Origin of the sequence: Nocardia farcinica, from assembly GCF_001182745.1 — a bacterium.
Lineage (GTDB): Bacteria > Actinomycetota > Actinomycetes > Mycobacteriales > Mycobacteriaceae > Nocardia > Nocardia farcinica.
The window spans coordinates 2,329,809-2,356,531 of record NZ_LN868939.1; the positions used below are offsets into that span (position 1 = coordinate 2,329,809).

General features: G+C 72.3%; 21 protein-coding genes. 14 read left to right on the forward strand and 7 right to left on the reverse strand.

Annotated elements, in window-relative coordinates:
• The first annotated feature begins 58 nt into the window (after positions 1-58).
• On the forward strand, positions 59-2,464 hold the full coding sequence (locus AMO33_RS32270) for a serine/threonine-protein kinase (RefSeq protein WP_060594793.1): 2,406 nt from the start codon (positions 59-61) through the stop codon (positions 2,462-2,464).
• A 13-nt stretch (positions 2,465-2,477) separates the two neighbouring features.
• Here AMO33_RS32270 and AMO33_RS27490 read toward each other — a convergent pair whose 3' ends face one another.
• The 3 genes from AMO33_RS27490 to AMO33_RS27500 form a co-directional block, all read right to left on the reverse strand.
• On the reverse strand, positions 2,478-4,970 hold the full coding sequence (locus tag AMO33_RS27490) for an ABC transporter permease (protein ID WP_060594794.1): 2,493 nt from the start codon (positions 4,968-4,970) through the stop codon (positions 2,478-2,480).
• Complete coding sequence (locus tag AMO33_RS27495; RefSeq protein ID WP_060594795.1) at positions 4,967-5,695, reverse strand: ABC transporter ATP-binding protein; 729 nt, start codon at positions 5,693-5,695, stop codon at positions 4,967-4,969. The genes AMO33_RS27490 and AMO33_RS27495 overlap by 4 nt, the downstream gene beginning before the upstream one ends.
• A 78-nt stretch (positions 5,696-5,773) precedes the next feature.
• On the reverse strand, positions 5,774-6,118 hold the full coding sequence (locus AMO33_RS27500) for a hypothetical protein (RefSeq protein ID WP_060594796.1): 345 nt from the start codon (positions 6,116-6,118) through the stop codon (positions 5,774-5,776).
• Between the two features lie 176 nt (positions 6,119-6,294).
• On the opposite strand from AMO33_RS27500, the gene AMO33_RS27505 reads away from it, so the two are divergent.
• From AMO33_RS27505 to gatB, 10 genes are all read left to right on the forward strand, one after another.
• Complete coding sequence (locus AMO33_RS27505) at positions 6,295-7,605, forward strand: sensor histidine kinase (protein WP_011210781.1); 1,311 nt, start codon at positions 6,295-6,297, stop codon at positions 7,603-7,605.
• On the forward strand, positions 7,602-8,294 hold the full coding sequence (locus tag AMO33_RS27510; protein WP_011210780.1) for a response regulator: 693 nt from the start codon (positions 7,602-7,604) through the stop codon (positions 8,292-8,294). Before AMO33_RS27505 ends, AMO33_RS27510 begins: the two co-directional genes overlap by 4 nt.
• A gap of 51 nt (positions 8,295-8,345) precedes the next feature.
• Positions 8,346-10,769: a protein kinase domain-containing protein gene (locus AMO33_RS32900; RefSeq protein ID WP_076573816.1), complete on the forward strand. Its 2,424-nt coding sequence runs from the start codon at positions 8,346-8,348 to the stop codon at positions 10,767-10,769.
• Positions 10,770-11,001: 232 nt separating this feature from the next.
• Complete coding sequence (locus tag AMO33_RS27520; RefSeq protein ID WP_060594798.1) at positions 11,002-11,586, forward strand: TetR family transcriptional regulator; 585 nt, start codon at positions 11,002-11,004, stop codon at positions 11,584-11,586.
• Positions 11,583-12,794 (forward strand): NADH:flavin oxidoreductase, encoded by a 1,212-nt coding sequence (locus AMO33_RS27525; RefSeq protein WP_060594799.1) that lies wholly within the window; start codon positions 11,583-11,585, stop codon positions 12,792-12,794. The genes AMO33_RS27520 and AMO33_RS27525 overlap by 4 nt, the downstream gene beginning before the upstream one ends.
• A gap of 186 nt (positions 12,795-12,980) precedes the next feature.
• Positions 12,981-13,871, forward strand: a complete 891-nt coding sequence (locus AMO33_RS27530) for a serine hydrolase (RefSeq protein ID WP_076573818.1) — start codon at positions 12,981-12,983, stop codon at positions 13,869-13,871.
• Between the two features lie 68 nt (positions 13,872-13,939).
• On the forward strand, positions 13,940-14,974 hold the full coding sequence (locus AMO33_RS27535; protein WP_011210775.1) for an ATP-dependent 6-phosphofructokinase: 1,035 nt from the start codon (positions 13,940-13,942) through the stop codon (positions 14,972-14,974).
• A 40-nt stretch (positions 14,975-15,014) separates the two neighbouring features.
• On the forward strand, positions 15,015-15,479 hold the full coding sequence (locus AMO33_RS27540) for a hypothetical protein (RefSeq protein ID WP_011210774.1): 465 nt from the start codon (positions 15,015-15,017) through the stop codon (positions 15,477-15,479).
• 96 nt (positions 15,480-15,575) lie between these two features.
• Positions 15,576-16,952, forward strand: coding sequence for an alpha/beta hydrolase family protein (locus AMO33_RS27545; protein WP_060594801.1), 1,377 nt, complete (start codon positions 15,576-15,578; stop codon positions 16,950-16,952).
• Positions 16,953-17,004: 52 nt separating this feature from the next.
• Entirely contained in the window at positions 17,005-18,510 is a 1,506-nt protein-coding gene (gene gatB, locus AMO33_RS27550; RefSeq protein ID WP_371391990.1) for an Asp-tRNA(Asn)/Glu-tRNA(Gln) amidotransferase subunit GatB, read from the forward strand.
• A gap of 61 nt (positions 18,511-18,571) precedes the next feature.
• On the opposite strand, the gene AMO33_RS27555 is transcribed toward gatB, so the two are convergent.
• Entirely contained in the window at positions 18,572-18,982 is a 411-nt protein-coding gene (locus tag AMO33_RS27555) for a DUF4259 domain-containing protein (RefSeq protein ID WP_060594802.1), read from the reverse strand.
• 100 nt (positions 18,983-19,082) lie between these two features.
• Complete coding sequence (locus AMO33_RS27560) at positions 19,083-20,186, reverse strand: PQQ-dependent sugar dehydrogenase (protein ID WP_060594803.1); 1,104 nt, start codon at positions 20,184-20,186, stop codon at positions 19,083-19,085.
• 117 nt (positions 20,187-20,303) lie between these two features.
• On the opposite strand from AMO33_RS27560, the gene AMO33_RS27565 reads away from it, so the two are divergent.
• Positions 20,304-21,203 carry a DoxX family protein gene (locus tag AMO33_RS27565; protein ID WP_011210769.1) on the forward strand — a complete coding sequence of 300 codons (900 nt, stop codon included), beginning with the start codon at positions 20,304-20,306 and terminating at the stop codon, positions 21,201-21,203.
• A gap of 72 nt (positions 21,204-21,275) precedes the next feature.
• Here the strand turns inward: AMO33_RS27565 and ilvD are convergent, their stop codons facing one another.
• Together ilvD and AMO33_RS27575 are read right to left on the reverse strand one after the other, a co-directional pair.
• On the reverse strand, positions 21,276-23,117 hold the full coding sequence (gene ilvD, locus AMO33_RS27570) for a dihydroxy-acid dehydratase (protein WP_060594804.1): 1,842 nt from the start codon (positions 23,115-23,117) through the stop codon (positions 21,276-21,278).
• Positions 23,118-23,256: 139 nt separating this feature from the next.
• Positions 23,257-23,880, reverse strand: coding sequence for a PH domain-containing protein (locus tag AMO33_RS27575; RefSeq protein ID WP_076573820.1), 624 nt, complete (start codon positions 23,878-23,880; stop codon positions 23,257-23,259).
• A gap of 348 nt (positions 23,881-24,228) precedes the next feature.
• Between AMO33_RS27575 and AMO33_RS27580 the strand changes: the two genes are divergently transcribed.
• Entirely contained in the window at positions 24,229-26,172 is a 1,944-nt protein-coding gene (locus tag AMO33_RS27580; protein ID WP_060594805.1) for an acetolactate synthase large subunit, read from the forward strand.
• Positions 26,169-26,672: an acetolactate synthase small subunit gene (gene ilvN / locus AMO33_RS27585; protein ID WP_011210765.1), complete on the forward strand. Its 504-nt coding sequence runs from the start codon at positions 26,169-26,171 to the stop codon at positions 26,670-26,672. Before AMO33_RS27580 ends, ilvN begins: the two co-directional genes overlap by 4 nt.
• The last annotated feature ends 51 nt before the right edge of the window (positions 26,673-26,723 follow it).

Sequence of the window (26,723 nt, forward strand, 5' to 3'; positions counted from 1 at the left end):
ACCGCAGGCGGCGATCCGGCGACGGTAGGCTGACGACCTGGACAGGAAGGGGGACGCCTTGCTCGAACGGGGTGAGGTGTTCGCGGGATTCACCGTCGAACGACTACTCGGCCAGGGCGGCATGGGCTCGGTCTACCTCGCGCGCCATCCCCGGCTCGGCAAGCTCACCGCCCTCAAACTGCTCAACCCGGAACTGTTCACCGACCGGCAGGTGCGCGCCCGCTTCGACCGCGAGGCGGACCTGGCCGCGCAGCTCGACCATCCCGGCATCGTCGCCGTCTACGACCGCGGCTCGGAGAACCACCAGCTCTGGATCAGCATGCAGTACGTCGACGGCGTCGACGCGGCCTCGGTGAACCCGCTGACGCTGCCGCCCGAACGCGCCGTCCAGATCATCGAGGGGGTCGCCGACGCGCTCGATTACGCGCACGGGCGCGGTGTGCTGCACCGCGACGTCAAACCCGGCAACATCCTGCTGGCCAGGGCGAGCGCGGGCCAGGGCGAGCGAGTCTTCCTGAGCGACTTCGGGATCGCGCGGCTGCGCGAGGACACCACCCACCTCACCCAGACCGGCATGTTCACCGCGACCCTCGCCTACGCCTCACCGGAACAGATGACCGGCGCACCGCTGGGCAACCGCTCCGACCAGTACTCACTGGCCTGCGCCCTGTACTGGTTGCTGGTCGGGGTCGGCCCGTTCGACGCGGCCAATCCCGCCGACATCATCCACGGCCACCTCAACCTCGCCCCCGTCCCCGTCAGCGTGCGCCGTCCCGGACTCAACCCGGCCCTCGACGCGGTGCTCGCCGCGGGCCTGGCCAAACACCCCGACCACCGGTACCGCACCTGCACCGAATTCGCCACGGCCGCACGGAAAGCCCTCACCGCGACCGGCGCACCGCCACTGCCGACGCCGTATCCCCCTGGCCACCCCTACCCGGGCGCGCAGGCGTTTCCGGCGCCCGGGGGAGTGCCGGTCGGCCACGCACCGGCTGCGCCCGGGGGCCACGTCGTCCCGCCGGGTGGCGTGCCCGCGGGTCCCGGTGGAGCGGGGGGATTCCCGCCGGGCGGCGCGCCGATGCCGGTTCCGGGCGCAGCCGGTCCGGTTCCGCCGGGCGCGGGTGGGCCCGATGCCGCCCCACCCGCACCGGCCTCGATGCCCGCACCTGCCCCCGCGCCCGACTCGCCGCCCGGGGCCGCCTCCGGGACAGCCGTCTCGTCACCCGCCGACGCCCGTCCCGCACAGGGTGATTCGTCCATCCCAACCGATACGGACGTCGCGCGGTCCGAGACCGTCCCGCACCACGAGGTGCGCGGCGGGCCGCCGCGGGAACCGGCGGACGTCGCGCAGCCGGGGTCGGCGGCGCCCGCCTCCGCGGACGCCGACGGGCCTATCCGCGTGAGTTTGCGAAAGGACTCGACGCCCGATATCGGTGGTACCGAACAGGATTCGGACGGTGTCGAGCGGGAGGAAATCGTCTCGCCCGCGCAGCCCGCGGCTTCCGCCGCGCCGTCCTCGGATCCCGCGCTCGGTGCGCCCGCGTCCCCCTCCGCTGCGGATGCGGCCGATTCCGCCGGAGGCGCGCGCTCTCCCCACGAGGACGATCCGCCGGCCGGCCCGCGCGATGACGACCACGGCGGCGAGCGGGATGCGGCGCGCACCGAGGTCCTCGCCGAGGCCGTCCGGCGCCCGCGGCCGGCGGGATGGCAGGCGCCCGGTGCGGGTGCGCCACCGCCGCCCGGCGGGTTCTCCGGCCCGCCGCCCTACCCGCCGCCCGCTCACCCACCGCGACCACGGAGCGCGTGGCGGTGGGTGGCCCCCGTGGTGCTCGGGGTGGTCGCGGTGCTCGTGCTCGCGGTGGGCGCCGTGGCGGTGTTGTTGCTGAGCGGGGAGCCGGACACCGAATCGGCCGCGGACTCCGCGCAACCCCCGGGGCCCACCGGATCGATGTCCGGCGACCCGTTCGCGCAGAGCCGCAGGGCTTTTCCCGGCTTGCTGCCGCAGGGCACCGAGACGGAGGGACCGGGGTACGGCGACACCACCTGTATCGCGCTGCGGCGGGGGCAGAACCTGCGGATCGACGACGAGATACTGGCGGGCGGACCCTGGCTGGTGGCGTGGGAGTGCCGGGCCGGCGCGGGGAGCGCGGACGGCGTGGATTACACCATCCTGCACTATGATTCGTCCGCCACGGCTCGCGACACCATCGAGGACCTGCCGACCGCGGTCGGGCTGACCGGGCGGAAGGACGGCGTGCCCTACACCCAGCACGCCTGGGTCGACCGGGATTCGCGCCAATCCTTGGACTACACCGCGAAACTCGTCGTCGCCTTCCCGACCGACGCCACCCGCGCCCCCTACCTCCTCTACGCCAGCCATCACGGCGCCTCCCGGCACCCGATGGCCACCCTGCCCTCCGCCGACGAAGAACTGGGCGCCTGGTGGGCTTCGGCCCCGCTCTGAGGGGGCCGAAGCATCAGTCCACCGCGAGCGCTTCCACGATCGGCATGCGCGCCGCGCGCAGGGCGGGCGGCACGGACCCGAGCAGCGCGAGCAGCAGCGCCACCAGGGCGTAGACCAGCAGGATCGGGCTCGGCTCGTAGACGAGGTCGATGGTGACGGCGTGCCCGATCGCGACCCCCGCCAGATACTGCACACCGGCGCCGACCAGCACGCCGATCGCCGCGCCGACCACGCCGATGCCGGCCGCCTCGGCCAGCACCGACCGCAGCAGGAACCTGCGGCTGGTCCCCATCGCCCGCAGCACCCCCAGTTCGCGGCGGCGTTCCAGGACCGAGAGCATCAGCGTGTTCAGCAGCGCCACCGTCGCCACCAGCACCACGATCCACAGGATCGATCGGCTCATCGCCGAACCCTGGCGCAGGCTCGACGACACCGCCGCCACCGCCTCGTCACCGGTGTCCACGTGGTAGCCGGCCGGTGCCACCGCCAGGATCGCCGCGCGCACGGTCTCGGAGTCGGCGCCGGGCGCGAGGTCGACGGCCAGCACGGTCTCGCCGGGCCGCTGGTACCACTCGCGCAGCGTGTCCAGGTCCATCATGACGATGCCGGAGATCGCCGACATGTACGGAATCACCTGCAGGACTTCCACTTCGTGCGGCCCGGACGGGGTCTGCAGGGTGAGCGTCGCGCCGGTGTCGACGTCGAGCGATCGCGCCACATCCCGCGAGATCACCACGCCCTCCCCGCTGTCCATCCGCGGCAGCAGCGAGCGGTCGACCGCGCGGGACCGCAGTTCGCCACGCTCGGTCGGATAGCCCTGCAACATCACCCGCCCGCTGCCCACCGTGGCGAACGCCATCTGCGCGGGCTCGGCCGCCGCCACACCGGGGACGGCGGCTACCCGCGCGCGCAGGTCGGCGGGCAGCAGCGGGCCGGTGGGGAACTGGGCCATCGAGCCGGGCGTCACGTAGAGGTCGGTCTCGGCGAGGTCGGCGAACGACGCGGTGGCCGAGTCGACCATGTTCTGCGACGCGCCCCCGACGGCGACCGTGGCGGCCACCCCGATCATCACCGTCATCGCCGTCGCCCACACCCGGCGCGGCGCCCGCTCCAAGGTGGTCGCGCCCAGCGCGCCCGGCCCGCCGAACCACCGCGCGATCACCGCCGTGCCGCGCACGATGGGTTCGGTCGCGGCGAAGCAGATCAGCACCGCCGCGAGGAACGACAGCGAGATCGCCGCGAGCGAGAGCCTGCCCAGATCGGCGCGCGCGACGAACACCGCGGCGACCGCCAGCGCGACGCCGAGAACGGCCGCGGCCCAGCGCAGCACCGGCCCGCCGCGTTCGCCGCCGCTCGCCTCGACCGGCGCCAGCGCCTCGACCGGCGCCACCCGGTACACCTGCCGGGCGGCCAACGCGGCGGCGGCCACGCTCGCGAGCACACAGGCCGCCACCGCCACCGGCACCGCGTAACCGGGCACCAGGTATTCGGTGCGCGCCTCCACCGACTGCACCATCGCCGCGGGCAACCGGTCGATCGCGGTGCGGCCCATGACCATGCCGACGACCGCGCCCACCGCGCCGCCGCACAGCCCGAGCAGCGCGGCCTCGACGAGCAGGTCGCGCACCATCGGCCCGCGCCTGCCGCCGATCGCGCGCAGCAGCGACAGCGCCGGTCGGCGCTGCGCCACCGCCATGCTCATCGCGTTGTAGATCAGGAAGGCCGACACGATCAGCGCGGCCGCGGCGGACATCAGCGTCGAGTAGCGCACGATCTGGATGGCCCCGCCCGCCTGCGCGGTGCGCAGATCGGGATCGGCGACCACCGCGCGCCCGCCCACCGCGGTGGTCAGGTCGGCGCGCAGCTGGTCGATGTCGGCGCCCTCGGCGGCGAGGATCTGCACCGAGTCGAGCCTGCCGACGCGATCGGTGATCCGCTGCGCCAGCGGCAAGGGTGCCGCGACGATGTGCCCGCCGTTCAGCTTGTCCGAGGTCTGCGCGTCCAGCACGCCCGCGACGGTCACCGTCTCGCGGCCGAGCGGGAAGCGCTCGCCCTCGGCATACCCCATCGCCGCGCCGACCAGCACGCCGTTGGGGGTGGTCAGCAGCTTGCCCGCCTGGGTGCCCATCGGCCCGGCCAGCTCGCTGCCGAGCGCGGTGATCGACGCGTCCGCGCCGAGCAGCAGCGCGCGGTCCTCGTCCGCTCCGATCGGCGCGCGCAACATCGGAACCGCGTGTGCCACACCGGGAGTCGCCTCGATGACGGGCAGCAGGTTCTGCTCGAAACCGGCGTCGGTGATGCCGGTGACCTCCAGCACGGCCGCGCCGCCGAGCGAGCGGGTCAGCCGTTCCACCGACCCGGTGACCGACCCGGAGATGCTCAGCACCGCCACCAGCAGCCCGGCACTGATCCCCATGACGGTGAGCGACATGAGGGTGCGGCCCGGGTGGGCGATCAGCTGGCCGAGGTTGAACAGCCGCAGGCGGTCCAGGGCGGCGCGGATCATGCGGGCACCGTGCCCTCGTCCAGGCCGGTGCGGCGCTCGGTGCGCTCGATCGAGCCGATGGTGCCGTCGCGCAATGTGATCACCCGGTCGCAGTAGCGCACCGCGCCCATGTCGTGGGTGACCATCACCACCGAGTTGCCCTCGCCGGTCAGCCCGCCCAGCAGTTCCAGAATGGCCGCGCCGGTCTTGGAATCGAGATTTCCGGTCGGCTCGTCGGCGAGGATCAGCGGCGGGTCCATGATCAGCGCCCTGGCCACCGCCACCCGCTGCATCTGGCCGCCCGACAGCTCGGCGGGCCGGTGCTCGGCCCGGTCGGCCAGGCCGACCCGTGCCAGCAGTTCGAGCGCGCGGGGCTTGGCCTTGCGCAATCCGGTGCCGTCCAGCAACTTCGGAATCGCGACGTTCTCCCAGGCGCTCAGCGTGGGCAGCAGGTTGAAGAACTGGAACACGAAACCCACCTGGTGCCTGCGGAACTCGGCCTGCCGCTCCTCGGTCAACGAGCCGATCTCCTTGCCCTGGAACCGGATCGAGCCGGCATCGGGGGTGTCGAGCGCGCCCAGCAGGTGCAGCAGGGTGCTCTTGCCGGAGCCGGACGGGCCGATGATCGAGGTGAACTCACCCCGCTCGATCCGCAGGCTCACCCCGTCGAGGGCGCGCACCGTCTGCCCGCCGACCCGGTACTGCTTGGTGATGTCCGAGAGCTCCAGCATGGCCGGTTCCGACATGGCTTGGTCCCCAACTCTGTTCGACGACTCGGTTCTGGCTGCCGCGCCCTCCCCACCTGAGCAGGGCGCCCGCCGTCGCTACCGCCCGCGGGCGCCGACCCGCTCGGGCACCGGGGCGACGGCGTCCAGGTTGCGGCGACGATACTGCGCGTCCAGCAGTGCGCGCAGTTCGGGCTGTTCCGCGCACAGTTCCCGGTACATCTGCGCCGCCGAGCGCCCCTGCACCAGGCCCAGTTCGATCTTGACGTCGAGATGGTTGCGCCACCGGTGGCCCAGCGCGAGCAGCAGCCCCTCGGGCCCGCCGAAGAGGCGGTCCAGATCGCCCAGCCCGTCGAAGATGCCGGGGTCGTCGGGATCGACGGCCGCGCGGGCGAGCACGGTGTGCACGATGCGGGTCCGTTCGTGCAGATCTGCCCAGGACATGAGAATCACCTCCGTGGTCCGCCGCCGGTGTGGCGGCCCGACGACGCCAACGCTACGGGCGCCGCGCCGCCCGGTCGTCGTGCCTGGGCACCGAATCCGCGTCCTACCGTGGTAGGAGTTCCCGACCTGTCGCGGGACGATGTGCGCGGGGCGGTGCCGGGGCTAGCCTGGTCGGCATGGATGTGCTCCAGGCCACGCCGGTGGGCGTCCGCGCGGGGGTGCCGTTCCGGCGCAGCGGCACCGTCCGTGACCGTTTGGCGGCCTTCGTGCGTCAGCCGGTCGCGGTGTTCCGCCGGAACCTGGAAGAGCTGCCGTTCGACTACCCGCCTGCCGTGCTGCTGTGCGCCGACGCGGCGCTGCTGCTGTTCAGCGTGGGCGCGTGCGTGCAGCGCCACGAGTACTTCCCGACGCTGCTGCCGGTGCTGGCCGTGGTGCTGCTGTTCCTGCCGCTGCCGTTGTTCGGCCTGCTGGGCGTGACGCCGACCCCGATCCTGCTGGGCGGGGCGGCGCTGGTGGCGGCCGGGCTGTTCCTGCTGCAACCGGTGCCCGCCGATCTGGCGCCGTTCGTCCTCGTCGTCGTGGTCGGCGAGGTGGCCGCCATCGCGCCGAAGCGCTGGAGTGCGCTGTTCGCGGCGCTCGCCGTGGCGGAACTGGTCGCCTTCGACGCCGCCGGGCACCTGCTGTGGAGCGCGAGCGGACAGCGATTGCAGGGTCTGCAGATGTACACCACCGGGATCGCGCTGGGCTGGCTGGTCGGGGTGATGCTGCGGTATCAGCGCCGCTTCCTCTACCAGGAGCGGGAGAGCCAGTACATCCGCACGGTGCAGGCCGCCGAGGAGGAACGCAGGCGGATCGCCCGCGAGGTGCACGACGTCATCGCGCATTCGCTGAGCGTCACCCTGCTGCACCTCACCGCCGCCCGGCACGCGTTGCAGACCGACCGCGACGTGGACGAGGCGGTGGATGCGCTGGTCGATGCCGAGCGGCTGGGCAGGCAGGCGATGGCCGACATCCGGCGCACCGTCGGCCTGCTCGGCGAACGCACCGCGAGCCCCGCCCCCGAACCGGGTGTCGGCGACCTGCCCGAGCTGATCGCCGACTTCGCCAAGGCCGGGCTGCGGATCGAGCACGCGCACGTCGACGCCGATCTGGACGCGGTATCGGCCGCGGTCGGGCTGGCGCTGTACCGGATCGGGCAGGAGTCGCTGGCCAACGTGGTCAAACACGCGCCCGGCGCGACGGTGCGGGTGGAGGTGCGGGTGCGGGCGGGCGCGGCGACGCTGCTCGTGCACAACACCCTGCCCGACGGCCTGCCCGCCCGGGGCGAGGGCATGGGCCTGTCCGGGATGCGCCAGCGCGCCGACCTGCTCGGCGGGCGGCTCACCGCGGGTCCGGTCGACGACGGGTGGAGCGTGCGCGCCCGGTTCCCGCTGGCAGGTGGGCGCGCCTGGCCGCTGTGCTCGGGCGAGAGCGGGGAGCGCGGGTGACGGCCGCGCACGGGGCCGACGACCGCCCGCTGACCGTCCTGGTCGTCGACGATCAGGAACTGGTGCGCGGCGGACTACGCCGCATCCTGCGCCGCCGCGACGGCTTCGTCGTGCACGAATGCGCCGACGGGGACGAGGTGTTCGCCGCCGTCGCCACCACCGATCCCGATGTGGTGCTGATGGATCTGCGGATGAAACGCCTCGGCGGCATCGACGCCACCCGTCAGCTGCGCTCGCGGCCCGGTGCGCCGCCCGTGCTCGTGCTCACCACGTTCGACGACGACCAGCTGCTCTCGGGCGCGCTGCGGGCGGGCGCCGCAGGCTTCCTGCTCAAGGACTCACCCGCCGAGGACCTGATCCGCGCCGTGCGGACCGTGGCCGGTGGTGGCGCCTGGCTCGACCCGGCGGTCACCGGCCGGGTGCTCTCGGCCTACCGCACCGTGCGGCCCGCGCCCGCCCGGCGCGACGACCGGCTCGCCGAGCTGACCGCCCGCGAGTACGAGGTGCTGGAGCTGATCGGCCGGGGCCGGGTGAACGCGGAGATCGCCACCGAACTCGGGATCTCCGAGGTCACCGTGAAAAGTCATGTGGGCCATATCTTCGGCAAGCTCGACCTGCGCGATCGCGCCGCCGCCATCGTCTTCGCGTTTGACCACGGGGTGGTCTCACCAGGAGAATCCAACATCTGACGGGCGGCTGGAAGCCCACGCCGCGGCCCGAGACTTGGAGGTTGCACGGCGGTGGACGGACCTGGACGGCGAGTCGGTACCCGATTCGGCCCGTACGAGCTGCGTTCCCTGCTGGGCAAGGGCGGGATGGGCGAGGTCTACGAAGCCTTCGACACCTCCCGGCACCGGCTGGTCGCGGTGAAGCTGCTCGCCGATGAACTCGCCAAGGACCCCGTCTACCAGGAACGATTCCGGCGCGAATCGCAGGCCGCGGCCCGGCTGGCCGAACCGCACGTCATCCCCATCCACGACTGGGGCGTCCTGGACGGGGTGCTGTTCATCGATATGCGCCTGGTGGCGGGCACCGATCTGCGCACCATGCTGCACCACACCGGCCCGCTCGAACCCGAGCGCGCGGTGCGCCTGGTCGAACAGGTCGCCGCGGCGCTGGACGCCGCGCACGCCGACGGCCTGATCCACCGCGACGTGAAACCGGCGAACATCCTGGTCACCGATGCCGACTTCGCCTACCTCGCCGATTTCGGCATCGCCCACACCGAGGGCGACTCGGCCATCACCCAGGTCGGCATGGCGGTCGGCTCCTACATCTACATGGCGCCCGAACGGTTCGATTCCGGCACCGTCACCGGCCGCGCCGACATCTACTCGCTGGCCTGCGTCCTGCACGAATGCCTCACCGGGGCAGCGCCCTTCCCGTCCGCCAGCATGAACGTGCTGGTCAAGGCGCATCTGTCCGAGCCGCCGCCGCGGGCCAGCGCCCTGCGTCCCGGTCTGCCCGCGAGCATCGACGCGGTGATCGCCCGCGGCATGGCCAAGAATCCGGCCGACCGCTTCGCGTCGGCGCTGGAGATGACCCGTGCCGCCCGTGCCGCCCTCGGCATGCGCGACACGGCGGCCCCGCCTCGGCCGGGCGTTCCCGGCGGTGTCGCCCCCGCCGCGCCGGTTCCGCCCGCCCCGGCCACCGGCGGCGTGCCGGTCACCACCGGCACCGGTCCCACGTTCGTGGTGCGCGCTCCCGACCCGTCCCGGTTCGGCGCCAAGTCCGAACCGACGGTGGCGGCCTCCGTGCTGCCACCGGAGTCGACGGGGGAGATGTCGGTGCCCGCCGTCATCCACCCGACCGCGCCGACCGTGGTGCGGCCCTCGGAGTTCGAGTTCAGCCCGCTGCCCACACAGGAGCAGGCGATCGTGCCACCCGCCTCGGGCGCGATCCCGCAGGTGCGGCCGTTCCCGGACGAGCATCTCTACCCGGAGTCGCAGCGGTACGGCAGCGAGTCGGTCAGTGCTCCGATGCCCGCGGTGCCGCCGATCGCTCCGAGCCCGGTCGCGTCCGCGCCGGCGGCTGCCGCGCCGCGGGTGGCCCCGCCCACGGTGTCGACCAGCGCGGCCTCGCCCGGGCCGGGCGGACCCGTTGTCGCGCACGACGATCCACCGGCTCCGGCCGCCCAGCCCTACTCCGACGAACACCCGTCGGGCACCTACCCGGTGGCCGGGCGCGCGCCCGCCGACGAGCCGGTCGGCTATGTCGGCGCCCGGGCCTACAGCGACACGGACCGGCCCGCCTTCACCGCGCCGGAGACCACGCGTTACCCGGTGCCGCCGGTGCCGGAGGTCCGTCAGCCGGCCCCGGAGACCGCGCGCTACGACGACCCCGCCGCCCCGGCCACCCGCGCCCTCCACCAGCCCTACCCACCGCATGCGTTCGGGCCGGCGGGACCGCACGGCGGTGGTCACGCCGCGCCCGATCCGCACGCCGCCTACGGGCCCGGTGATCCGCACGGGGTTCAGGCCTACAGCGCGATACCGGACGACCGCGACCGGTACGGCCACCCCGATCCGTACGGCGGTCAGCCGGGACACCACCCCGACCCGTACGCGGGCGCGGAGTACGCGGCCCCCGGCGAGCCCTACGCCGACCCCCGGCGCGACCGCCACGCGCAGCCCGGCTACGGCGACCCGCACGCCTACGCCCCGCCCGGCCCGGAACGCGGGCGGGCGATGGCGCTGCCGCTCCTGGCCGCCCTGGCGGTCGTCCTGGTGCTCGTCGCGGGCGGCCTGGTCGCCTGGCGGATGTTCGGTGGCGGCGACACCGACACCACCGCGAGCGAGGGCACCGTCCCGGTGGCGACCACCGCCGCCCGGCCCACCGGGGCCGCGCCGCCGCCCGCCACCAGCGCCAGGCCCACGACCACGACCACGACCCGGGTCCAGCTGCCTGCGGGCGCGAAGACCTGCGGCAGCACCTCCAGCGCGCCCAACGGCAATGCGGCGGCGGGCAATTCGGTGACCAGCTGCCCCTTCGCCGAGGAGGTCCGCCGCGCCTACGCCGCCGAGGCCACCCCCGGCACCCGTGCGCCGCAGACGATCACCGCCGTCAGCCCCGTCACCGGCCGCTCGTACACCATGACCTGCGTCCCGGACGACGGCCTGGTCACCTGCACCGGCGGCGAGAACGCGATCGTCTACGTCTACTGAACCGCCGCCGCTGCCTTCGTAGCCGCCCACGAGGTGTTCGGTCTCCCCGCGTGGGCCGGCGACCGTGCCGCGTCGGCGGCCGACGCGGCGACGGTCCGTGCCGTGCCGGCGATCGCGCCCCGGCGTCCGGCCTACGTCCCCCGAGCGCGCGAGCGTGTGCTCGCGGCGGGCAGCTGCGCTCGAGATTCAAACAATGATTGAATCGCTGCCTGAAACATGTTCTACTCGGTGGGTGACCGAGCGGATCCAGACACCCACCACCACTCGCGAGCGCCTGCTGGCCGCCGCCGAGCGCCTGTTGCTCACCGAGCGGTTCGACGACGTCTCCGTGCGGGGCATCTGCGCCGCGGCCGGTGCCAATCCGGCGGCCGTGCACTACCACTTCGGTTCCAAGGAGGCGCTGGTGGCGGCGCTGCTCGAGGATCGGCTCGGTGACCTGTGGGACGAGCGGCTGGCCGAGGTCACCGCCGCGGACGGCTCGGTGGCCGCGGTGGTCGACGCGGTGCTCGCCCCGTTTCTCGACCTCGCCGAGGATCCGGTGGGCCGCCTGCATCTGCGGCTGCTCGCCCAGTTCGTGCTCGCCCGCCCGCCCACCACCTGGCGCAGGCACTGGTTCCGGATGGAGTCGTGGATCGGCCTGCTCCCGCACCTGAGCGCCGCGGAGAGCCGCCGCCGCTGGATGTTGGCCTTCGACCTGATCATCATGCGTTTCGGCGGCGCCGGAACCGACGACCGGCACCTGTCGGAGCACGCGGTGGCCACCCTGCGCGACTTCGTCGTGGCCGGATTGACCGCTCCCCGAGGAGAATTGCGATGACCGAGATCTTCCACCCGGCCGCCCTCGGCCCGATCACCCTGCGCAACCGGGTGATCAAGGCCGCGACCTTCGAGGGCCGCACCCCCGACGCGATCGCGAGCGAGGACCTGATCGCCTTCCACCGCGAGGTCGCCGCCGGCGGGGTCGGCATGACCACCGTTGCCTACTGCGCGGTCGCACCGGAGGGCCGCACCGAGCGCCGCCAGATCTGGCTGCGGCCGGAGGCGGTGCCGAGTCTGCGCAAGCTCACCGACGCCGTGCACGCCGAGGGCGCGGCCGCCTGCGCCCAGATCGGGCATGCGGGTCCGGTCGCCGACGCGTCCTCCACCCGGCTGCCCGCTCTGGCGCCGAGCCCGATGTTCAGCCCGCTGGGCGTGCGGAGGATGAAGGTGCCCGCCGAGCACGAGATCGCCGACCTCGTCGCCGCCCACGCCCGCGCCGCGCTGCTGGCCGAGGAGGCCGGATTCGACGCGGTGGAAATCCATTTCGGCCACAACTACCTCGCCAGCTCGTTCCTGAGCCCGTTGTTGAACCGGCGCACCGACGGCTACGGCGGCACACTCGCCAACCGGGCCCGCTTCGCCCGCGAGATCGCCCGCGCCGTCCGCGCGGCCGTCGGCGGCCGCCTGGCCGTCCTGGCGAAACTCAATATGGAAGACGGGGTTCCGGGCGGGCTCACGCTGCCGGAGTCCTTGCAGGTCGCCGCGTGGCTGGAACAGGACGGCAGCCTCGACGCACTGGAGCTGACCGCGGGCAGCTCGCTGCTGAATCCGATGCTGCTCTTCCACGGCACGCCGCCGCGCAAGTCCTTCGCGAACGTGCTGCCGGTGCCCGCGCGGTGGGGATTCCGCGTCGTCGGCAAGAAGTTCCTCCGGGAGTACCCCTATCAGCCGGCCTATCTGCTCGAACGCGCCCGCCAGTTCCGCCGGGAGCTGTCGTTGCCGTTGGTGTTGCTCGGCGGTGTCACCGACCTGGACTCCATGCGCCTGGCGATGGCGGAGGGTTTCGACTTCGTCGCGATGGGCCGCGCACTGCTGCGCGAACCCGATCTGCTGCAGCGCATCCAGGCCGACGCGGGCACCCGGTCGGCCTGCACCCACTGCAACGAATGCATGCCGACCATCTACTCCGGAACACGGTGCGTGCTGCGGCTCGACAGCCCCGGCACCGTGCGCCACGCCCCGGCGTCGCAGATCGAACCGGCCTGAACGTCCTCGTCGCCGCACCGCGTCGCACCGGAGGTGGTCGCCGACCGTGGTACCCAGTACGGTGTCGGGGCGGCCCCACCGCCATCGGGGCCGTGCGGAGCCGGCGACGGCTGGCTGAGGCCACCGGCGACGGCGGCGCGCACGCTCCCGGCGTGCGCGGTGACGAGCCCGAGGATGTGTCGAGATATGTCTGCTGATCGGTCCGGGCGGACTGGGAAGGCGCTGGTCGCGGCCGCGCTGGCGATACTGGCGCTGACCTCCTGCACGATCGATACCGGCGACGATGCCCAGGCCGCCGAACCGCCGGTGGCGACCACGACGTCCACCCCCGCCGATCAGCAACGCATCGAGATCACCCTGCCCGGCACGCTGGCCGCGGACTTCCAGCAGTGGAAGGCCGGACTGCGCGGGCGCGCGGGACTGGCCGTCATGCCGGTCGGCGGCGAACGGATGGTGACCTTCGGCGACTGGACCAGCGGCCCGGCCTGGTCGACGATGAAGATCCCGTTGGTGATCGCGGCCGAACGCGCCGACGCGGGCGCGTCCACCTATGCGATGTCGGCGGCGGTCACCGCGTCCGACAACGCCGCCGCCGACACCCTGTGGCAGGGCCTCGGCGGTGGCAAGCAGGCGGCCGAGGCGGTGGAGGCGGTGCTGCGGGAAGCGGGCGACAGCACCACCGCGGTGCCACCCACCCGGGTACGGGCCGAGCATTCCGCCTTCGGGCAGGCCGAGTGGTCGCTGGCCGAGCAGGTGCGCTTCGCCTCCCGGCTGCCGTGCCTGTCCGGGGCGGACACCGTGCTGAACCTGATGGCCCAGATCGTGCCCAGCCACCGCTGGGGCCTCGGCACGGTCGGCGGCGCCGAGTTCAAGGGTGGCTGGGGGCCGGACACCTCGGGCGACTACCTTGTCCGGCAGTTCGGCATCATCGACGGCCCCGGCGGGCGGATCGCGGTGGCGCTGGCCGCCCAGCCCGAATCGGGCGCCTTCAGCGACGGGATGACCGCGCTGAACGCCATGGCCGCGCTGATCACCGACCATCTCGACGAACTCGCGGGTGGCAGCTGCCCGTCCTGACCGGGCGCGACGCGGCGTTGCCGGGGCCGCGGCTGCCGGAATCGCGCGCGAGGGGCAAGATAGCGGCCATGCGCATCGGAGTCTTGACCGGAGGCGGGGACTGTCCAGGACTGAACGCGGTCATCCGCGCTGTCGTTCGTACCGCGAACGGCCGCTACGGTGACGCGATCGTGGGATTCCAGGACGGCTGGCGCGGCCTATTGGAAGACCGCAAGATCAACATCCTCAACGACGACCGCACCGACCGGCTGCTCAACAAGGGCGGCACCATGCTCGGCACCGCGCGCACCAACCCCGACGTGCTGCGCGCCGGGCTCGGCAAGATCAAACAGACCCTCGACGACAACGGCATCGAGGCGCTCATCCCGATCGGCGGCGAGGGCACCCTCACCGCGGCCAGCTGGCTCTCCGACGAGGGGGTGCCGGTGGTCGGCGTCCCCAAGACCATCGACAACGACATCGACTGCACCGATGTCACCTTCGGCCACGACACCGCCCTCAGCATCGCCACCGAGGCCATCGACCGGCTGCACACCACCGCCGAATCGCACCAGCGCGTGATGCTGGTCGAGGTGATGGGCAGGCACGCGGGCTGGATCGCGGTCAACTCGGGCATGGCCGCGGGCGCCCACCTCACCCTGGTGCCGGAGGAACCCTTCGACGTCGACGAGGTGTGCACGATGATCAAGCGGCGCTTCCAGCGCGGCGACAAGCATTTCATCTGCGTGGTGGCCGAGGGCTCGCATCCCGCGCCCGATTCCGGGTTCACCCTGCGCGAGGGCGGTGTCGACGAGTTCGGCCACGAGCGGTTCACCGGCGTGGCGCAACAGCTGGGCACCGAGATCGAGCGCCGCATAGGCAAGGAGGTGCGCACCACCGTCCTCGGTCACGTGCAGCGCGGCGGCAGCCCCACGCCCTACGACCGGGTACTGGCCACCCGCTTCGGCCTGCACGCCGCCGAGGCCGTGCACGCCGGGCATTTCGGCCAGATGGTCGCGCTGCACGGCACCGCCATCGAACTGGTGCCGCTGGCCGAGGCGACCAAGCAGCTCAAGCGCGTGCCCACCGAGCGGTACCGGGAGGCGCAGGCGTTCTTCGGGTGACCCGCTGACATCGTCGGGGCCGCGAATTAGGCTGGCCGCCATGGTTTTCCTCGACGACGCCCCGGCCTGCCCGAACAGCTTGGATCTGCCCGCCGAGACGGTGACGGTGCTGCGCCGCCGAGCGCGCTCGGCCGGGCAGCCGCCCGCCGAATACGTGCGTGCCGAACTGGTCCAGCGGGCGGCCACCCGCGTGCCCGAGGACACCGTGGTGGAGTTCCTGGCCGCGCACGAGCGCGACCTCACCCCCGAGATCGACGGCGCCGCACGGGAACTGGCGCAGTTCTACGACCTGCCCGCGGAGACCTTGGCGGTGTTCGCCCGCCGCGCCGCCGCGAGCGGAACGCCGCTGGGTGAGTACGTGCGCCGCGAGCTGATCGCCTCGGCGCGGCGCACCACCGTCGAGGACGCGCTGGCCGAGTTCGCGGAGGTCTCGGCGGGCGCGCCGGAGCTGAACATCGACATGGAGGCCATCGCCGCCGCCGTGCGCTACGCGCGGGGGCAGTGAATCCGCGTCCGTCGCGCCTGATTCATCCTTTCGGCGGACCGGCTCGCGACCCGTGAACGATCCGGACCGGCAGCATCGACAGGTACCGTGCGGGTCATGCGCACCGGTCGTCTGCTCGTCTCACTCGTCGCCGTCCTGGTCGCCGTCGCGGCCTGTTCCTCCGGCTCCGAAGCACCCGACCAGGTCAGTGGCGCCTGGCACGGCGTGATCGAGGTGCCCGGCCAGCCGCTGGCGGTCGGGATCGACGTCACCGGGCCCGATTCGGCCACCATCGACATCCCGGCGCAGGGAATCGACGGGATGGCGCTACGCGATGTGCGCACCGCACCCGGCGATGTCGGTTTCGTGCTGCCCGGCATCCCCGGCGAACCCACCTTCAAGGGCGCGCTGGACCGCGAAAAGGACCGCATCACCGGTGATTTCACCCAGTTCGGGCAGAGCGTGCCGTTGACGCTGGAGCCGGGCGAACTCGCGCCGCCGAATCGCCCGCAGGAGCCGAAGCCGCCGCTGCCCTACCGGGCCGAGGAGGTCACCTTCCGCAGCGGGGAGATCACCGTCGCGGGCACCCTCACCCGCCCCGAGGGGGCGGGCCCGTTCCCGGCCGTCGTGCTGATCACCGGCAGCGGCGCGCAGAACCGCGACGAGGAGATCGCCGGGCACAAGCCGTTCCTGCTGTTGGCCGACACCCTCACCCGGGCGGGCTACGCGGTGCTGCGCACCGACGATCGCGGTGTCGGCGGCACCGGCGGCGACCTGGAGACCTCGAACTACGACGACCTCGCCGACGATGCCGCCGCGGGTATCGCCTATCTGCGTGGCCGACCCGACATCGCGCCCGACCGCATCGGCCTGCTCGGGCACAGCGAAGGCGGCTATCTCGCCCCGCTGGTCGCCGCCCGCCCCGACAGCGGCGTCGCCTTCGCGATCCTGATGGCCGGGCCGGCCGTCCCCGGCGGTGACGCGTTGATCGAGCAGACCCGCGCCATCCTCGCCGCCTCCGGCGTGCCCGCCGAGGAGATCGACAAGCAGGTCAGCGACACCACCGAGATGGTCGGGCTGCTGCGCGCCGGTGACATCGAGGGTGCGCGGGCGGTCTTCCAGCGACGGATGGCGCAGCTGCCGCCGGAGATGCGCGAGTCGATGACCGAGGCCGACAACCCGATCACCCCCTACTACGCCGCCTTCGTCGCCTACGATCCCGCGCCCGCGCTGGCGGCGCTGCGCGTCCCGGTGTTCGCCTTCTTCGGTGAGAAGGATCTGCAGGTGCTGCCCGGTCAGAACGAGGGGCCCGCCCGGCAGCTGCTGGCTGCCGGCCCGGACGCCACCGTGCGCGTGTTCCCCGGCCTCAACCACCTGATGCAGCCCACCGCGACCGGCGCGATCGACGAGTACAGCACCATCGAAACCACCATCGCGCCCGAAGTCCTCACCGCCGTCACCGAGTGGCTGACCGACCGGGTCCCGCCGCGGTGACCGCGAGGAGGTCGTGGCGATCGCGCGGGCGGGCTTACCTAGACTGATGGCCATGAGCGCACCCACGGTCGAGCTGATGGATTACGCCGATGTCGTCGCCCGGTACGAGCCGGTGCTCGGCATGGAGGTCCACGTCGAACTCTCCACCGCGACCAAGATGTTCTGCGGTTGCCCGACCGATTTCGGCGCCGAGCCGAACACCCAGGTGTGCCCGGTGTGCCTCGGCCTGCCCGGCTCGCTGCCGGTCGTCAACGAGAAGGCCGTCGAATCGGCCATCCGCATCGGCCTGGCGCTGAACTGTTCGATCACCCCGTGGGGCCGGTTCGCGCGCAAGAACTACTTCTACCCGGACCAGCCGAAGAACTACCAGATCAGCCAGTACGACGAGCCGATCGCCACCGACGGTCACCTCGATGTGGTGCTCGACGACGGCAGCGTGTTCCGGGTCGACATCGAGCGCGCGCACATGGAGGAGGACACCGGCAAGTCCGTGCACGTGGGTGGCGCCACCGGCCGCATCCACGGTGCCAGCCACTCGCTGCTGGACTACAACCGTGCCGGGGTGCCGCTGATCGAGATCGTCACCAAGCCGATCACCGGGGCGGGGGAGCGGGCGCCCGAGGTGGCCCGCGCCTACGTCACCGCGCTGCGTGATCTGCTCAAGTCGCTGGGCGTGTCGGATGTGAAGATGGAGCAGGGCTCGCTGCGCTGCGACGCCAACGTCTCGCTGATGCCGGTCGGCGCGAGCGAGTTCGGCACCCGCACCGAGACCAAGAACGTCAACTCCCTCAAGAGCGTCGAGGTCGCCGTGCGCTACGAGATGCGCCGCCAGGCCGCCGTACTGGCCGCGGGCGGCGCCATCGTGCAGGAGACCAGGCACTTCCACGAGTCCGACGGCACCACCTCGCCCGGCCGCCGCAAGGAGACCGCCGAGGACTACCGCTACTTCCCCGAGCCCGACCTCGAGCCGATCGCCCCGTCCCCGGAGTGGATCGAGGAACTGCGCGCGACCATTCCCGAGTACCCGTGGCTGCGTCGGGCCCGCATCCAGCAGGAGTGGGGGGTCTCCGACGAGGTCATGCGCGACGTCGTCAACGCGGGCGCGCTGGATCTCATCATCGCCACCGTCGAGGCCGGCGCACCGGCGAACGAGGCCCGCTCCTGGTGGGTCGCCTACCTCAGCGAGAAGGCCAAGGAACGCGGCGTCGCGCTCGACGAGCTGCCCATCACCCCGGCCCAGGTCGCCGAGGTGGTGAAGTTGGTCGAGTCCAAGACGGTCAACAGCAAGGTCGCCAAGCAGGTCGTCGACTTCGTGCTGGCGGGCGAGGGGGAACCGGCCGCCGTCGTCGAGGCCAAGGGTCTGGGCATGGTCAGCGACGACAGCGCGCTGCAGGCCGAGGTGGAGAAGGCGCTGGCCGCCAACCCCGACATCGCCGACAAGATCCGCGCCGGGAAGGTGCAGGCCGCGGGCAAGATCGTCGGTGACGTCATGAAGGCGACCCGCGGCCAGGCCGACGCCGCCCGGGTGCGCGAGCTCGTGCTCGCCGCCTGCTCCTGAGCGGTGCCGCCCGCGGTGACACCGCCGCGGGCGGATCCGGCCGGGTGCGCTCGCTGCGCGATCAGTGCGCCGCGAGCGCGTCCTGGTAGCGGTCGAGGCTGCGCACCATGGCTTCGCCCATCCCCTCGCCGGTCTCGTCCCACAGGTCGAACCACTCGTTGTCGGCGGGGCCCTGCAGCCTGCGCAGGCACCGTGCGGCCAGCTGCCGCAGCTCCGGCGTCACCGTGAAGGCGATATCCGTTGCGGCGCGGCTGATCTCGGGGTCAGCCAGGGGCTGATCGAGGTGGGCGAGCAGGACCGCGACACCGATCGCGCCCTGCGCCTCGTAGACCTCGACGTACTCCTCGGCCAGCACCTCGCGGAACACCTGGCGCACGTGCGCCTCGGCCGCGGCCTGGTCGGCGCCGCGGAGCGCGGCGATCGCGTCGTGCGATCCGTCGTTGTCGAACGGGCCCGTGCCCCAAGCTCCCACGTGTCTTCCCTCTCTCACCGATGCGCCGGTGAGCGTAACCGGAAGAAGCGGCGCGGCCCGTCCGCGATGCCACGCGGACGGGCCGTGTCGGGCGCATCCGTCAGTCGGGACCGCCGCCACCGCCGCCGGAGGGCGGCGGGACGCGCACGACGCGATCGTCGTTCGGCCCGGGGGTGCCCTCGGCCTTGTTCACCGTGCCGACCCACACCGTGCCGTCCGGGCCGATCGTCGCGCCCCCGAGCTGGCCGTACCGGTCCTGCACCATGAGCGTCGGCGCCGTGGTGACGGCGAGGGTGTTCGGATCGGTCGGTGCGATCGCCAGTGCCTTGGCGTAGGTCAGCGCGACCGCGACGCCGTCGGCGGCCACCGCGCAGCCCGCGACCCCCGGGCGGTCCGGCCAGGTCCACGCCACCGACACCGCGCCCGACGGGTCCATCCGCTGCAGCCGGTCCTCCACCGCGGTGCGGTCGGTGAACCACACGTTGTCGCTGCCGTCGCGGCACAGGTCGCCCGGGGTGCCGATACCCGCGGCGACGATCTGCGGCGCGGCGGAACCGGGAGCGGGGGAGTCCAGGCGCAGCAGCTTGCCCGCCAGCGAGCCCGGCGAATTCGCCAGGCCGGGGTTGCCCGCGTCGCCGGTGAGCACCATCAGCCGGTCGGGCGTCGCCCATTCGAGCGCGCCGCGATTGCCCGTGGCGCCCTTGGGAATTCCGGTGAGGATGTCCTTGGGCGGGCCGCCCTCGGCCAGCCGCACCACCCGGTTGTCGCTGCCGGTGGTGATGTAGGCGTAGATCAGCCCGTCCTCGCCGTAGGTGGGCGAGAGCGCGATGTCGAGCAGGCCGCCGTCGCCCGAGCCGTCCACGCTCACCGTCGCCACCTCCACCGGCGGGGTGTCCGGATCGACGACCTCGAGGATGCGCCCGGTGCGCCGTTCGGCCACCAGTGCGCCGTGGCCGACACCGACCAGGCCGCCGGTGGTGTCCAGGCAGGTCGCCACCACCGAGGGATCGGGGTCGATGCACGGGCCGCTGGGCCGGGTGGTCGAGCTCGGCGGCTGGTCCGGCGGCCGCGGATCGGCCGGACTGAACGTCGGCTCCGGGGTGAACGGGCTCGACGCGGAATCGTCGAACCTCGCGCACCCGGCCAGCAGAGCGGACCCGAGCGCCACACACATCGCCACGCGCCCCACGGCAACCAATCTCATGCCCCAGACGTTACGGAAACACCGCCGCGCGCGCCGCTCCCGGGTGGGCACCGGCGTGGACACGCCGTCGCCCGTACTGGCCGCACGCTCGCGTTTCCCGGCATAGGGTGTAGAGCCGTGAGCGAGAAGCCGAACGAGACGTCCGCCGGAACGCCCGCGGACGCGGAGCCCGCGGTGTCGAAGACCGGTCGCGGGGTGACCAGCCCGATGGATTCCCCCACCGAGCAGTTCCCCGCGATGAAGCTGTCCGAGCGGGACGTGCCGCGCACCGACGAGGAACTCGGTCTCGATCCGGACGTGCCCACCACCGGCGAGCGCGCCGCCGTCGCCGACACCGCGGCGACCCCGGCGGCCGACCGCGCCGAGGATCCCGCCGACGACACCGAGACGGCCGCCTACGCCTACGCCAGCATCCCGCCCGCCGCCAACGCGCCCGGCGAGCCGAGCAAGGCCGCCCGGCGGCGCAACGCCGAGAACCGCCGCGGCACACTCGATCTCGGGCTGTTGGTGCTGCGGTTGGTGGTCGGCGCGATCTTCCTCTACCACGGCCTGCAGAAGCTCACCGGCTGGTTCCACGGCCCCGGACTGGACGGCACCAGGGACATGATGGCCGACGGCGGCTGGGACCACCCGACGCTGTCGACCATCCTGCTCGTCGTCGGCGAGGTCGGCGGTGGCGCGCTGCTGGTGCTCGGCCTGGCCACCCCGCTGGCCGCCGGCGCGGTGCTGGCGGTGATCCTCAACGCGTGGGCGTGGAAGCAGGGCATGATCCCCGGCTTCCAGTTCAGTGCCGCGGTGCCGACCGGCGTCGAGATCGACAGCATCCTCGCCGGCGCGGCCACCGCCATCATCCTCACCGGACCGGGTCGTTGGGCGCTGGACCGCACTCGCGGCTGGGCCACCCGCCCGTCCTTCGGCTCCTTCGCGGCACTGGTCGCCGCCGTGGTCGCCGCCGGGCTCACCTTCTGGTACCTGCACGGCGGCAACCCGCTCACCGGCATCGGCCCGTTCGGCTGACCGGCCCGCGCACGGCGAGACCCCCGGCTCCCGAGCCGGGGGTCTCGCCGTGGGACGGAGCGTCGGAACCGGTCAGGGCACGCGGCGGACGGCGCCCTTGTCGGCCGAGGTCGCCAGCGCCGCGTAGGCGCGCAGCGCCGTGGTGACCGTGCGGTCGCGGTCGACCGGCTGCCAGGGACGTTCGGAGGCCTCCATCTTGGCCCGCCGCTCGGCCAGCACCGCGTCGTCGACGAGCACCTCCAGGGTGCGGGTGGCGACATCGATGCGGATCTGGTCGCCGTTCTCGACCAGGCCGATCACGCCGCCGCTGGCGGCCTCCGGGGAGATGTGGCCGATGGACAGCCCCGAGGTGCCGCCGGAGAACCGGCCGTCGGTGATCAGCGCGCACTGCTTGCCCAGGCCCGCGCCCTTGAGGAACGCGGTGGGGTGCAGCATCTCCTGCATACCCGGGCCGCCCGCGGGCCCCTCGTAGCGGACCACGAGCACGTCGCCCGGCTTGATCTTCTTGCCGAGGATCACCGAGACGGCCTCCTCCTGCGACTCCACGACCACCGCGGGGCCCTGGAAGGAGAACAGGTCCTCGTCGATGCCCGCCGTCTTGAGGATCGCGCCGTCCGGAGCGATGTTGCCGCGCAACACCACCAGGCCGCCCTCGACGGTGTAGGCGTGCTCCTTGTCGCGGATGCAGCCGCCCGCGGCGTCGGTGTCCAGCGAGGACCACCGGTTGTCGGTGGAGAACGGCTCGGTGGTGCGCACGCCGCCGGGCGCGGCGTGGAACAGCTCGATCGCCTCCGCGGAGGCCTTGCCCGAGCGGATGTCCCAGGTGTCGAGCCACTCCTCGAGCGTCGGGGTGTGCACGGTGGTCACGTCGGTGTGCAGCAGGCCGGCCCGGCGCAGCTCGCCGAGGATGGCCGGGATGCCGCCGGCCCGGTGCACGTCCTCCATGTGGTAGTCGGAGTTCGGCGAGACCTTCGACAGGCACGGCACCTTGCGGCTGATCTCGTCGATGGTCTCCAGATCGAAATCGATCTCGCCCTCCTGCGCGGCGGCCAGCGTGTGCAGCACCGTGTTGGTGGACCCGCCCATCGCCACGTCGAGGGCCATCGCGTTGCGGAAGGCCTTGGCGTTGGCGACGTTGCGCGGCAGCACCGAGGCGTCGTCCTCGCGGTACCAGCGGTTGGCGATGTCGACGACGACCCTGCCCGCCTTCTCGAACAGCGCGCGGCGCGCGGCGTGGGTGGCCAGCGTGGAACCGTTGCCCGGCAGCGCGAGACCCAGCGCCTCGGTGAGGCAGTTCATCGAGTTCGCGGTGAACATGCCCGAGCAGGATCCACACGTCGGGCAGGCGCTGCGCTCGACCTCGCTCAGGCCCTCGTCGGTGACGGAGTTGTTGGCACTGGCCGAGATCGCGGTGATCAGGTCCGTGGGCGCCTGCGCGACACCGCCCACCACCACGGCCTTGCCCGCCTCCATCGGCCCGCCGGAGACGAAGACCGTCGGGATGTTCAGGCGCATGGCGGCATTGAGCATGCCGGGGGTGATCTTGTCGCAGTTGGAGATGCACACCAGCGCGTCGGCGGTGTGCGCGTTGACCATGTATTCCACCGAGTCGGCGATGATCTCGCGGGACGGCAGCGAGTACAGCATGCCGCCGTGGCCCATCGCGATGCCGTCGTCGACGGCGATGGTGTGGAACTCACGCGGCACGCCACCCGCGGCGCGCACGGCCTCGGCCACGATCTCCCCGACGTCCTTCAGATGCACGTGCCCGGGCACGAACTGGGTGTAGGAGTTCGCGATCGCGACGATGGGCTTGCCGAAATCGGAGTCGGTGAGGCCGGTGGCGCGCCAGAGCGCGCGTGCGCCTGCGGCATTGCGTCCGGCGGTGGTGGTGCGTGAACGAAGCGGTGGCATGTGGATGGTCCTCGATGGGTCGCGGGGCTGGGGTGCGACGTCGCGCCGGACACGAGGTCGGCGGCCTCACCACGGTACTCCCGCGGCATCGACGGCCCGGACACCGGTAGCCGACAGCGCCGGATGCCGCGCCGGAGGCTCAGACCTTGCCGGTGTCGCTCTTGCCGGTGTCGTCGCCGCCGGTGTCGTCGCCGCCGGTGTCGCCGCTGCCGGTGCCGGTGCGCGGGGAATCGGTGCCGGGCGCGTCGTCGGTCGCGCTCGCCGCCTCGGCGTCCTCGCTCGCCCGCTCGGCCTGCGCCGCGGCGCCGAACACGTCGGGCAGCCGTCCCCGCGACGCGGCGATGAGCTTGCGCAACTGGTCGTAGCTCACCGCGGGCAACGCCACGGTCGAGTCGTCGGCGAGGTGCGCCCGCGCGAAGCCACGTTTGGGGATGCTCACGCCCTTGATCTGCGCCCAGTCCAGGCGCCGCGACCCGAACACGGTCCGCAGCTCGAGCCCGTCCCCGGTCACCACGGTCCTGGTCCTGGCGACCCACACGGCGACGGCCACCGGGATCAGCAGCAGCCACCACAGCCCGGCGGGCCAGCCGACGAAGAAGAGGAACACGCACAGCGCCAGCACCACCACGCCGAGGTAGGCGAGCGGCGTGATGCGGATGACGGCCCGTTCGGCGACGGCACCCGACGAGCTACCCGTCGACGATCCGGTCGCGGCGGTGTGGGACGATTTACCCGGTGGCACGGACTGATGCGGTGATGACACACCACCATCCTCGCATCCTGGTGATCGGACACAAGCAACCACGGTTGTCCCACATAATGGGACGCGCAGGGTCATCTGTTTGACTCTTCGGTTCACGCCCGCTTAACGTCGTGCGCGTGAATCGAAACGAGTTGCTCGTAATCGGCCGGCGCGTCCAGCGTTGAGCCTGACTGCCTAGGTCGAATACGTCAGCTCGCGTTTGCGACGCGCCACCCTCGAACAGCCACACGCTGTCGAGGGCTTTTTTGTGTTCGGACATCGTCCGGCACGGCGGGTCAGCGGACGCCGGTCGTGCCAGGCACACAAGTGTTGTCCGGGTTCGGAACGACAAGTGAGGAAACGAAGACGGTGAGCGCACCAACCGCACGACCCGGGCCCTCGGCCCGCAGGTCAGCGCCTTCGACGAATCAGCAGGCCACGCCTGCTGCCGCTACCACGGCGAACCGCCGCCAGGTTCCGCCCGAGCGAGTGACCGGCGCCCAGTCGGTCGTGCGCTCGCTCGAGGAGCTCGGCGTCGACACCGTCTTCGGCATTCCCGGCGGCGCGATCCTGCCCGTCTACGACCCGCTCTTCGACTCCACCAAGGTGCGTCACGTGCTGGTCCGCCACGAGCAGGGCGCAGGCCACGCCGCGACCGGCTACGCGCAGGCCACCGGCAAGGTCGGTGTGTGCATGGCCACATCCGGGCCCGGCGCGACCAACCTGGTGACCCCGATCGCCGACGCCCAGATGGACTCGGTGCCGATCGTCGCCATCACCGGGCAGGTCGGCCGCGGCCTGATCGGCACCGACGCCTTCCAGGAAGCCGACATCTCCGGCATCACCATGCCGATCACCAAGCACAACTTCCTGATCACCGACGGCATCGACATCCCGCGCATCATCGCCGAGGCGTTCTACCTGGCCGCCTCCGGCCGCCCCGGCGCGGTGCTGGTCGACATCCCCAAGGACGTGCTGCAGGCGCAGACCACCTTCAGCTGGCCGCCGGAGATGCGGCTGCCCGGCTACCGTCCGGTCACCAAGCCGCACGGCAAGCAGGTGCGCGAGGCCGCGCGGATGATCCTCGAGTCCAAGGCCCCCGTGCTCTACGTGGGCGGCGGCGTCATCAAGGCCGACGCCTCGGCCGAGCTGCTGGAGCTGGCCGAACTCACCGGCATCCCGGTGGTCACCACCCTGATGGCGCGCGGCGCGTTCCCCGACAGCCACCAGCTCAACATGGGCATGCCCGGCATGCACGGCACCGTCGGCGCGGTCGCCGCGCTGCAGAAGGCCGACCTGCTCATCACCCTCGGCGCGCGGTTCGACGACCGCGTCACCGGGCAGCTGGACTCCTTCGCACCCGGCGCCAAGGTCATCCACGCCGACATCGACCCGGCCGAGATCGGCAAGAACCGGCACGCCGACGTGCCGATCGTGGGCGACTGCCGCGAGGTGATCGCCGAGCTCATCGAGACGCTCAAGGCCGAGCCGACCGCGGGCGAGGCCCCGCTGCTGAACCTCACCGAGTGGTGGACCTACCTCGACGGCGTGCGCAAGCAGTACCCGCTGGGCTGGACCCCGCCCAGCGACGGCTCGCTCTCGCCCGAGTTCGTCATCGAGGCGCTCGGCCGCCTGGCCGGCCCCGAGGCCATCTACTGCGCGGGCGTCGGCCAGCACCAGATGTGGGCGGCCCAGTTCATCAAGTACGAGAAGCCGCGCACCTGGCTCAACTCCGGCGGCCTCGGCACCATGGGCTACGCCGTGCCCGCCGCGATGGGCGCCAAGATGGGCATGCCCGACCGCGAGGTCTGGGCGGTCGACGGCGACGGCTGCTTCCAGATGACCAACCAGGAGCTGGCCACCTGCGCGGTGGAAGGCGTGCCGATCAAGGTCGCGCTGATCAACAACGGCAACCTCGGCATGGTCCGCCAGTGGCAGACCCTGTTCTACGAGGAGCGCTACTCCAACACCGACCTGGGCACCCACACCCTGCGCATCCCCGATTTCGTCAAGCTCGCCGAAGCGCTCGGCTGCCACGGCATCCGGGTCGAGAAGGAAGAGGACGTCGAGGCCGCGATCCGCGAGGCGCAGTCCATCAACGACCGCCCCGTCGTCATCGACTTCATCGTCGGCAAGGACGCGCAGGTGTGGCCGATGGTCGCCGCGGGCACCAGCAACGACGAGATCATGGCCGCGCGCGGCATCCGGCCGCTCTTCGACGAGGACGAGCAGGCCGCCGAGCCCGCCGTCATCCACGAGGCGATGACCCACGGAGATCGCGCGGCCGAGCAGAACAAGGGGACCGAAGAATGAGCAGCACCCACACCCTGAGCGTCCTGGTCGAGGACAAGCCGGGCGTGCTGGCGCGGGTGGCGAGCCTGTTCTCCCGCCGCGGATTCAACATCGAATCGCTGGCGGTCGGCGGCACCGAGATCCCCGACATCTCACGGATGACCATCGTCGTCACCGTCGAGGACCTGCCGCTCGAACAGGTCACCAAACAGCTCAACAAGCTGGTGAACGTGATCAAGATCGTCGAGCAGGACGCCGACGCGTCGGTGGCCCGCGAGCTGATCCTGGTGAAGGTGCGCGCGGACGCGAGCGTGCGGACCCAGGTGATCGAGGCCGTGCAGTTGTTCCGCGCCAAGGTCATCGACGTCTCGCCCGACGCGCTCACCGTCGAGGCGACCGGCACCCGCTCCAAGCTCGACGCGCTGCTGCGCATGCTCGAGCCCTACGGGATCCGGGAGATCGTGCAGTCCGGTGTGGTCGCCGTCGGTCGCGGACCGAAGTCGATCACGGCGACTCGCTGAGTACCGAATATCCACCCGTCACCGGCGTCAGCACGGTGCTCCCCGTTCCGG

What these genes read in the sequence shown, in the direction of transcription:
- AMO33_RS27535 (WP_011210775.1), top strand. Translation starts at nt 13,940, where the DNA reads ATGCGCATCGGAGTCTTGACCGGAGGCGGGGACTGTCCAGGACTGAAC.
- AMO33_RS27500 (WP_060594796.1), bottom strand. Translation starts at nt 6,118, where the DNA reads ATGTCCTGGGCAGATCTGCACGAACGGACCCGCATCGTGCACACCGTG.
- gatB (WP_371391990.1), top strand. Translation starts at nt 17,005, where the DNA reads ATGAGCGCACCCACGGTCGAGCTGATGGATTACGCCGATGTCGTCGCC.
- AMO33_RS27530 (WP_076573818.1), top strand. Translation starts at nt 12,981, where the DNA reads ATGTCTGCTGATCGGTCCGGGCGGACTGGGAAGGCGCTGGTCGCGGCC.
- AMO33_RS27560 (WP_060594803.1), bottom strand. Translation starts at nt 20,186, where the DNA reads ATGAGATTGGTTGCCGTGGGGCGCGTGGCGATGTGTGTGGCGCTCGGG.
- AMO33_RS27545 (WP_060594801.1), top strand. Translation starts at nt 15,576, where the DNA reads ATGCGCACCGGTCGTCTGCTCGTCTCACTCGTCGCCGTCCTGGTCGCC.
- AMO33_RS27490 (WP_060594794.1), bottom strand. Translation starts at nt 4,970, where the DNA reads ATGATCCGCGCCGCCCTGGACCGCCTGCGGCTGTTCAACCTCGGCCAG.
- AMO33_RS27505 (WP_011210781.1), top strand. Translation starts at nt 6,295, where the DNA reads ATGGATGTGCTCCAGGCCACGCCGGTGGGCGTCCGCGCGGGGGTGCCG.
- ilvD (WP_060594804.1), bottom strand. Translation starts at nt 23,117, where the DNA reads ATGCCACCGCTTCGTTCACGCACCACCACCGCCGGACGCAATGCCGCA.
- AMO33_RS27495 (WP_060594795.1), bottom strand. Translation starts at nt 5,695, where the DNA reads ATGTCGGAACCGGCCATGCTGGAGCTCTCGGACATCACCAAGCAGTAC.
- AMO33_RS27540 (WP_011210774.1), top strand. Translation starts at nt 15,015, where the DNA reads ATGGTTTTCCTCGACGACGCCCCGGCCTGCCCGAACAGCTTGGATCTG.
- ilvN (WP_011210765.1), top strand. Translation starts at nt 26,169, where the DNA reads ATGAGCAGCACCCACACCCTGAGCGTCCTGGTCGAGGACAAGCCGGGC.
- AMO33_RS27525 (WP_060594799.1), top strand. Translation starts at nt 11,583, where the DNA reads ATGACCGAGATCTTCCACCCGGCCGCCCTCGGCCCGATCACCCTGCGC.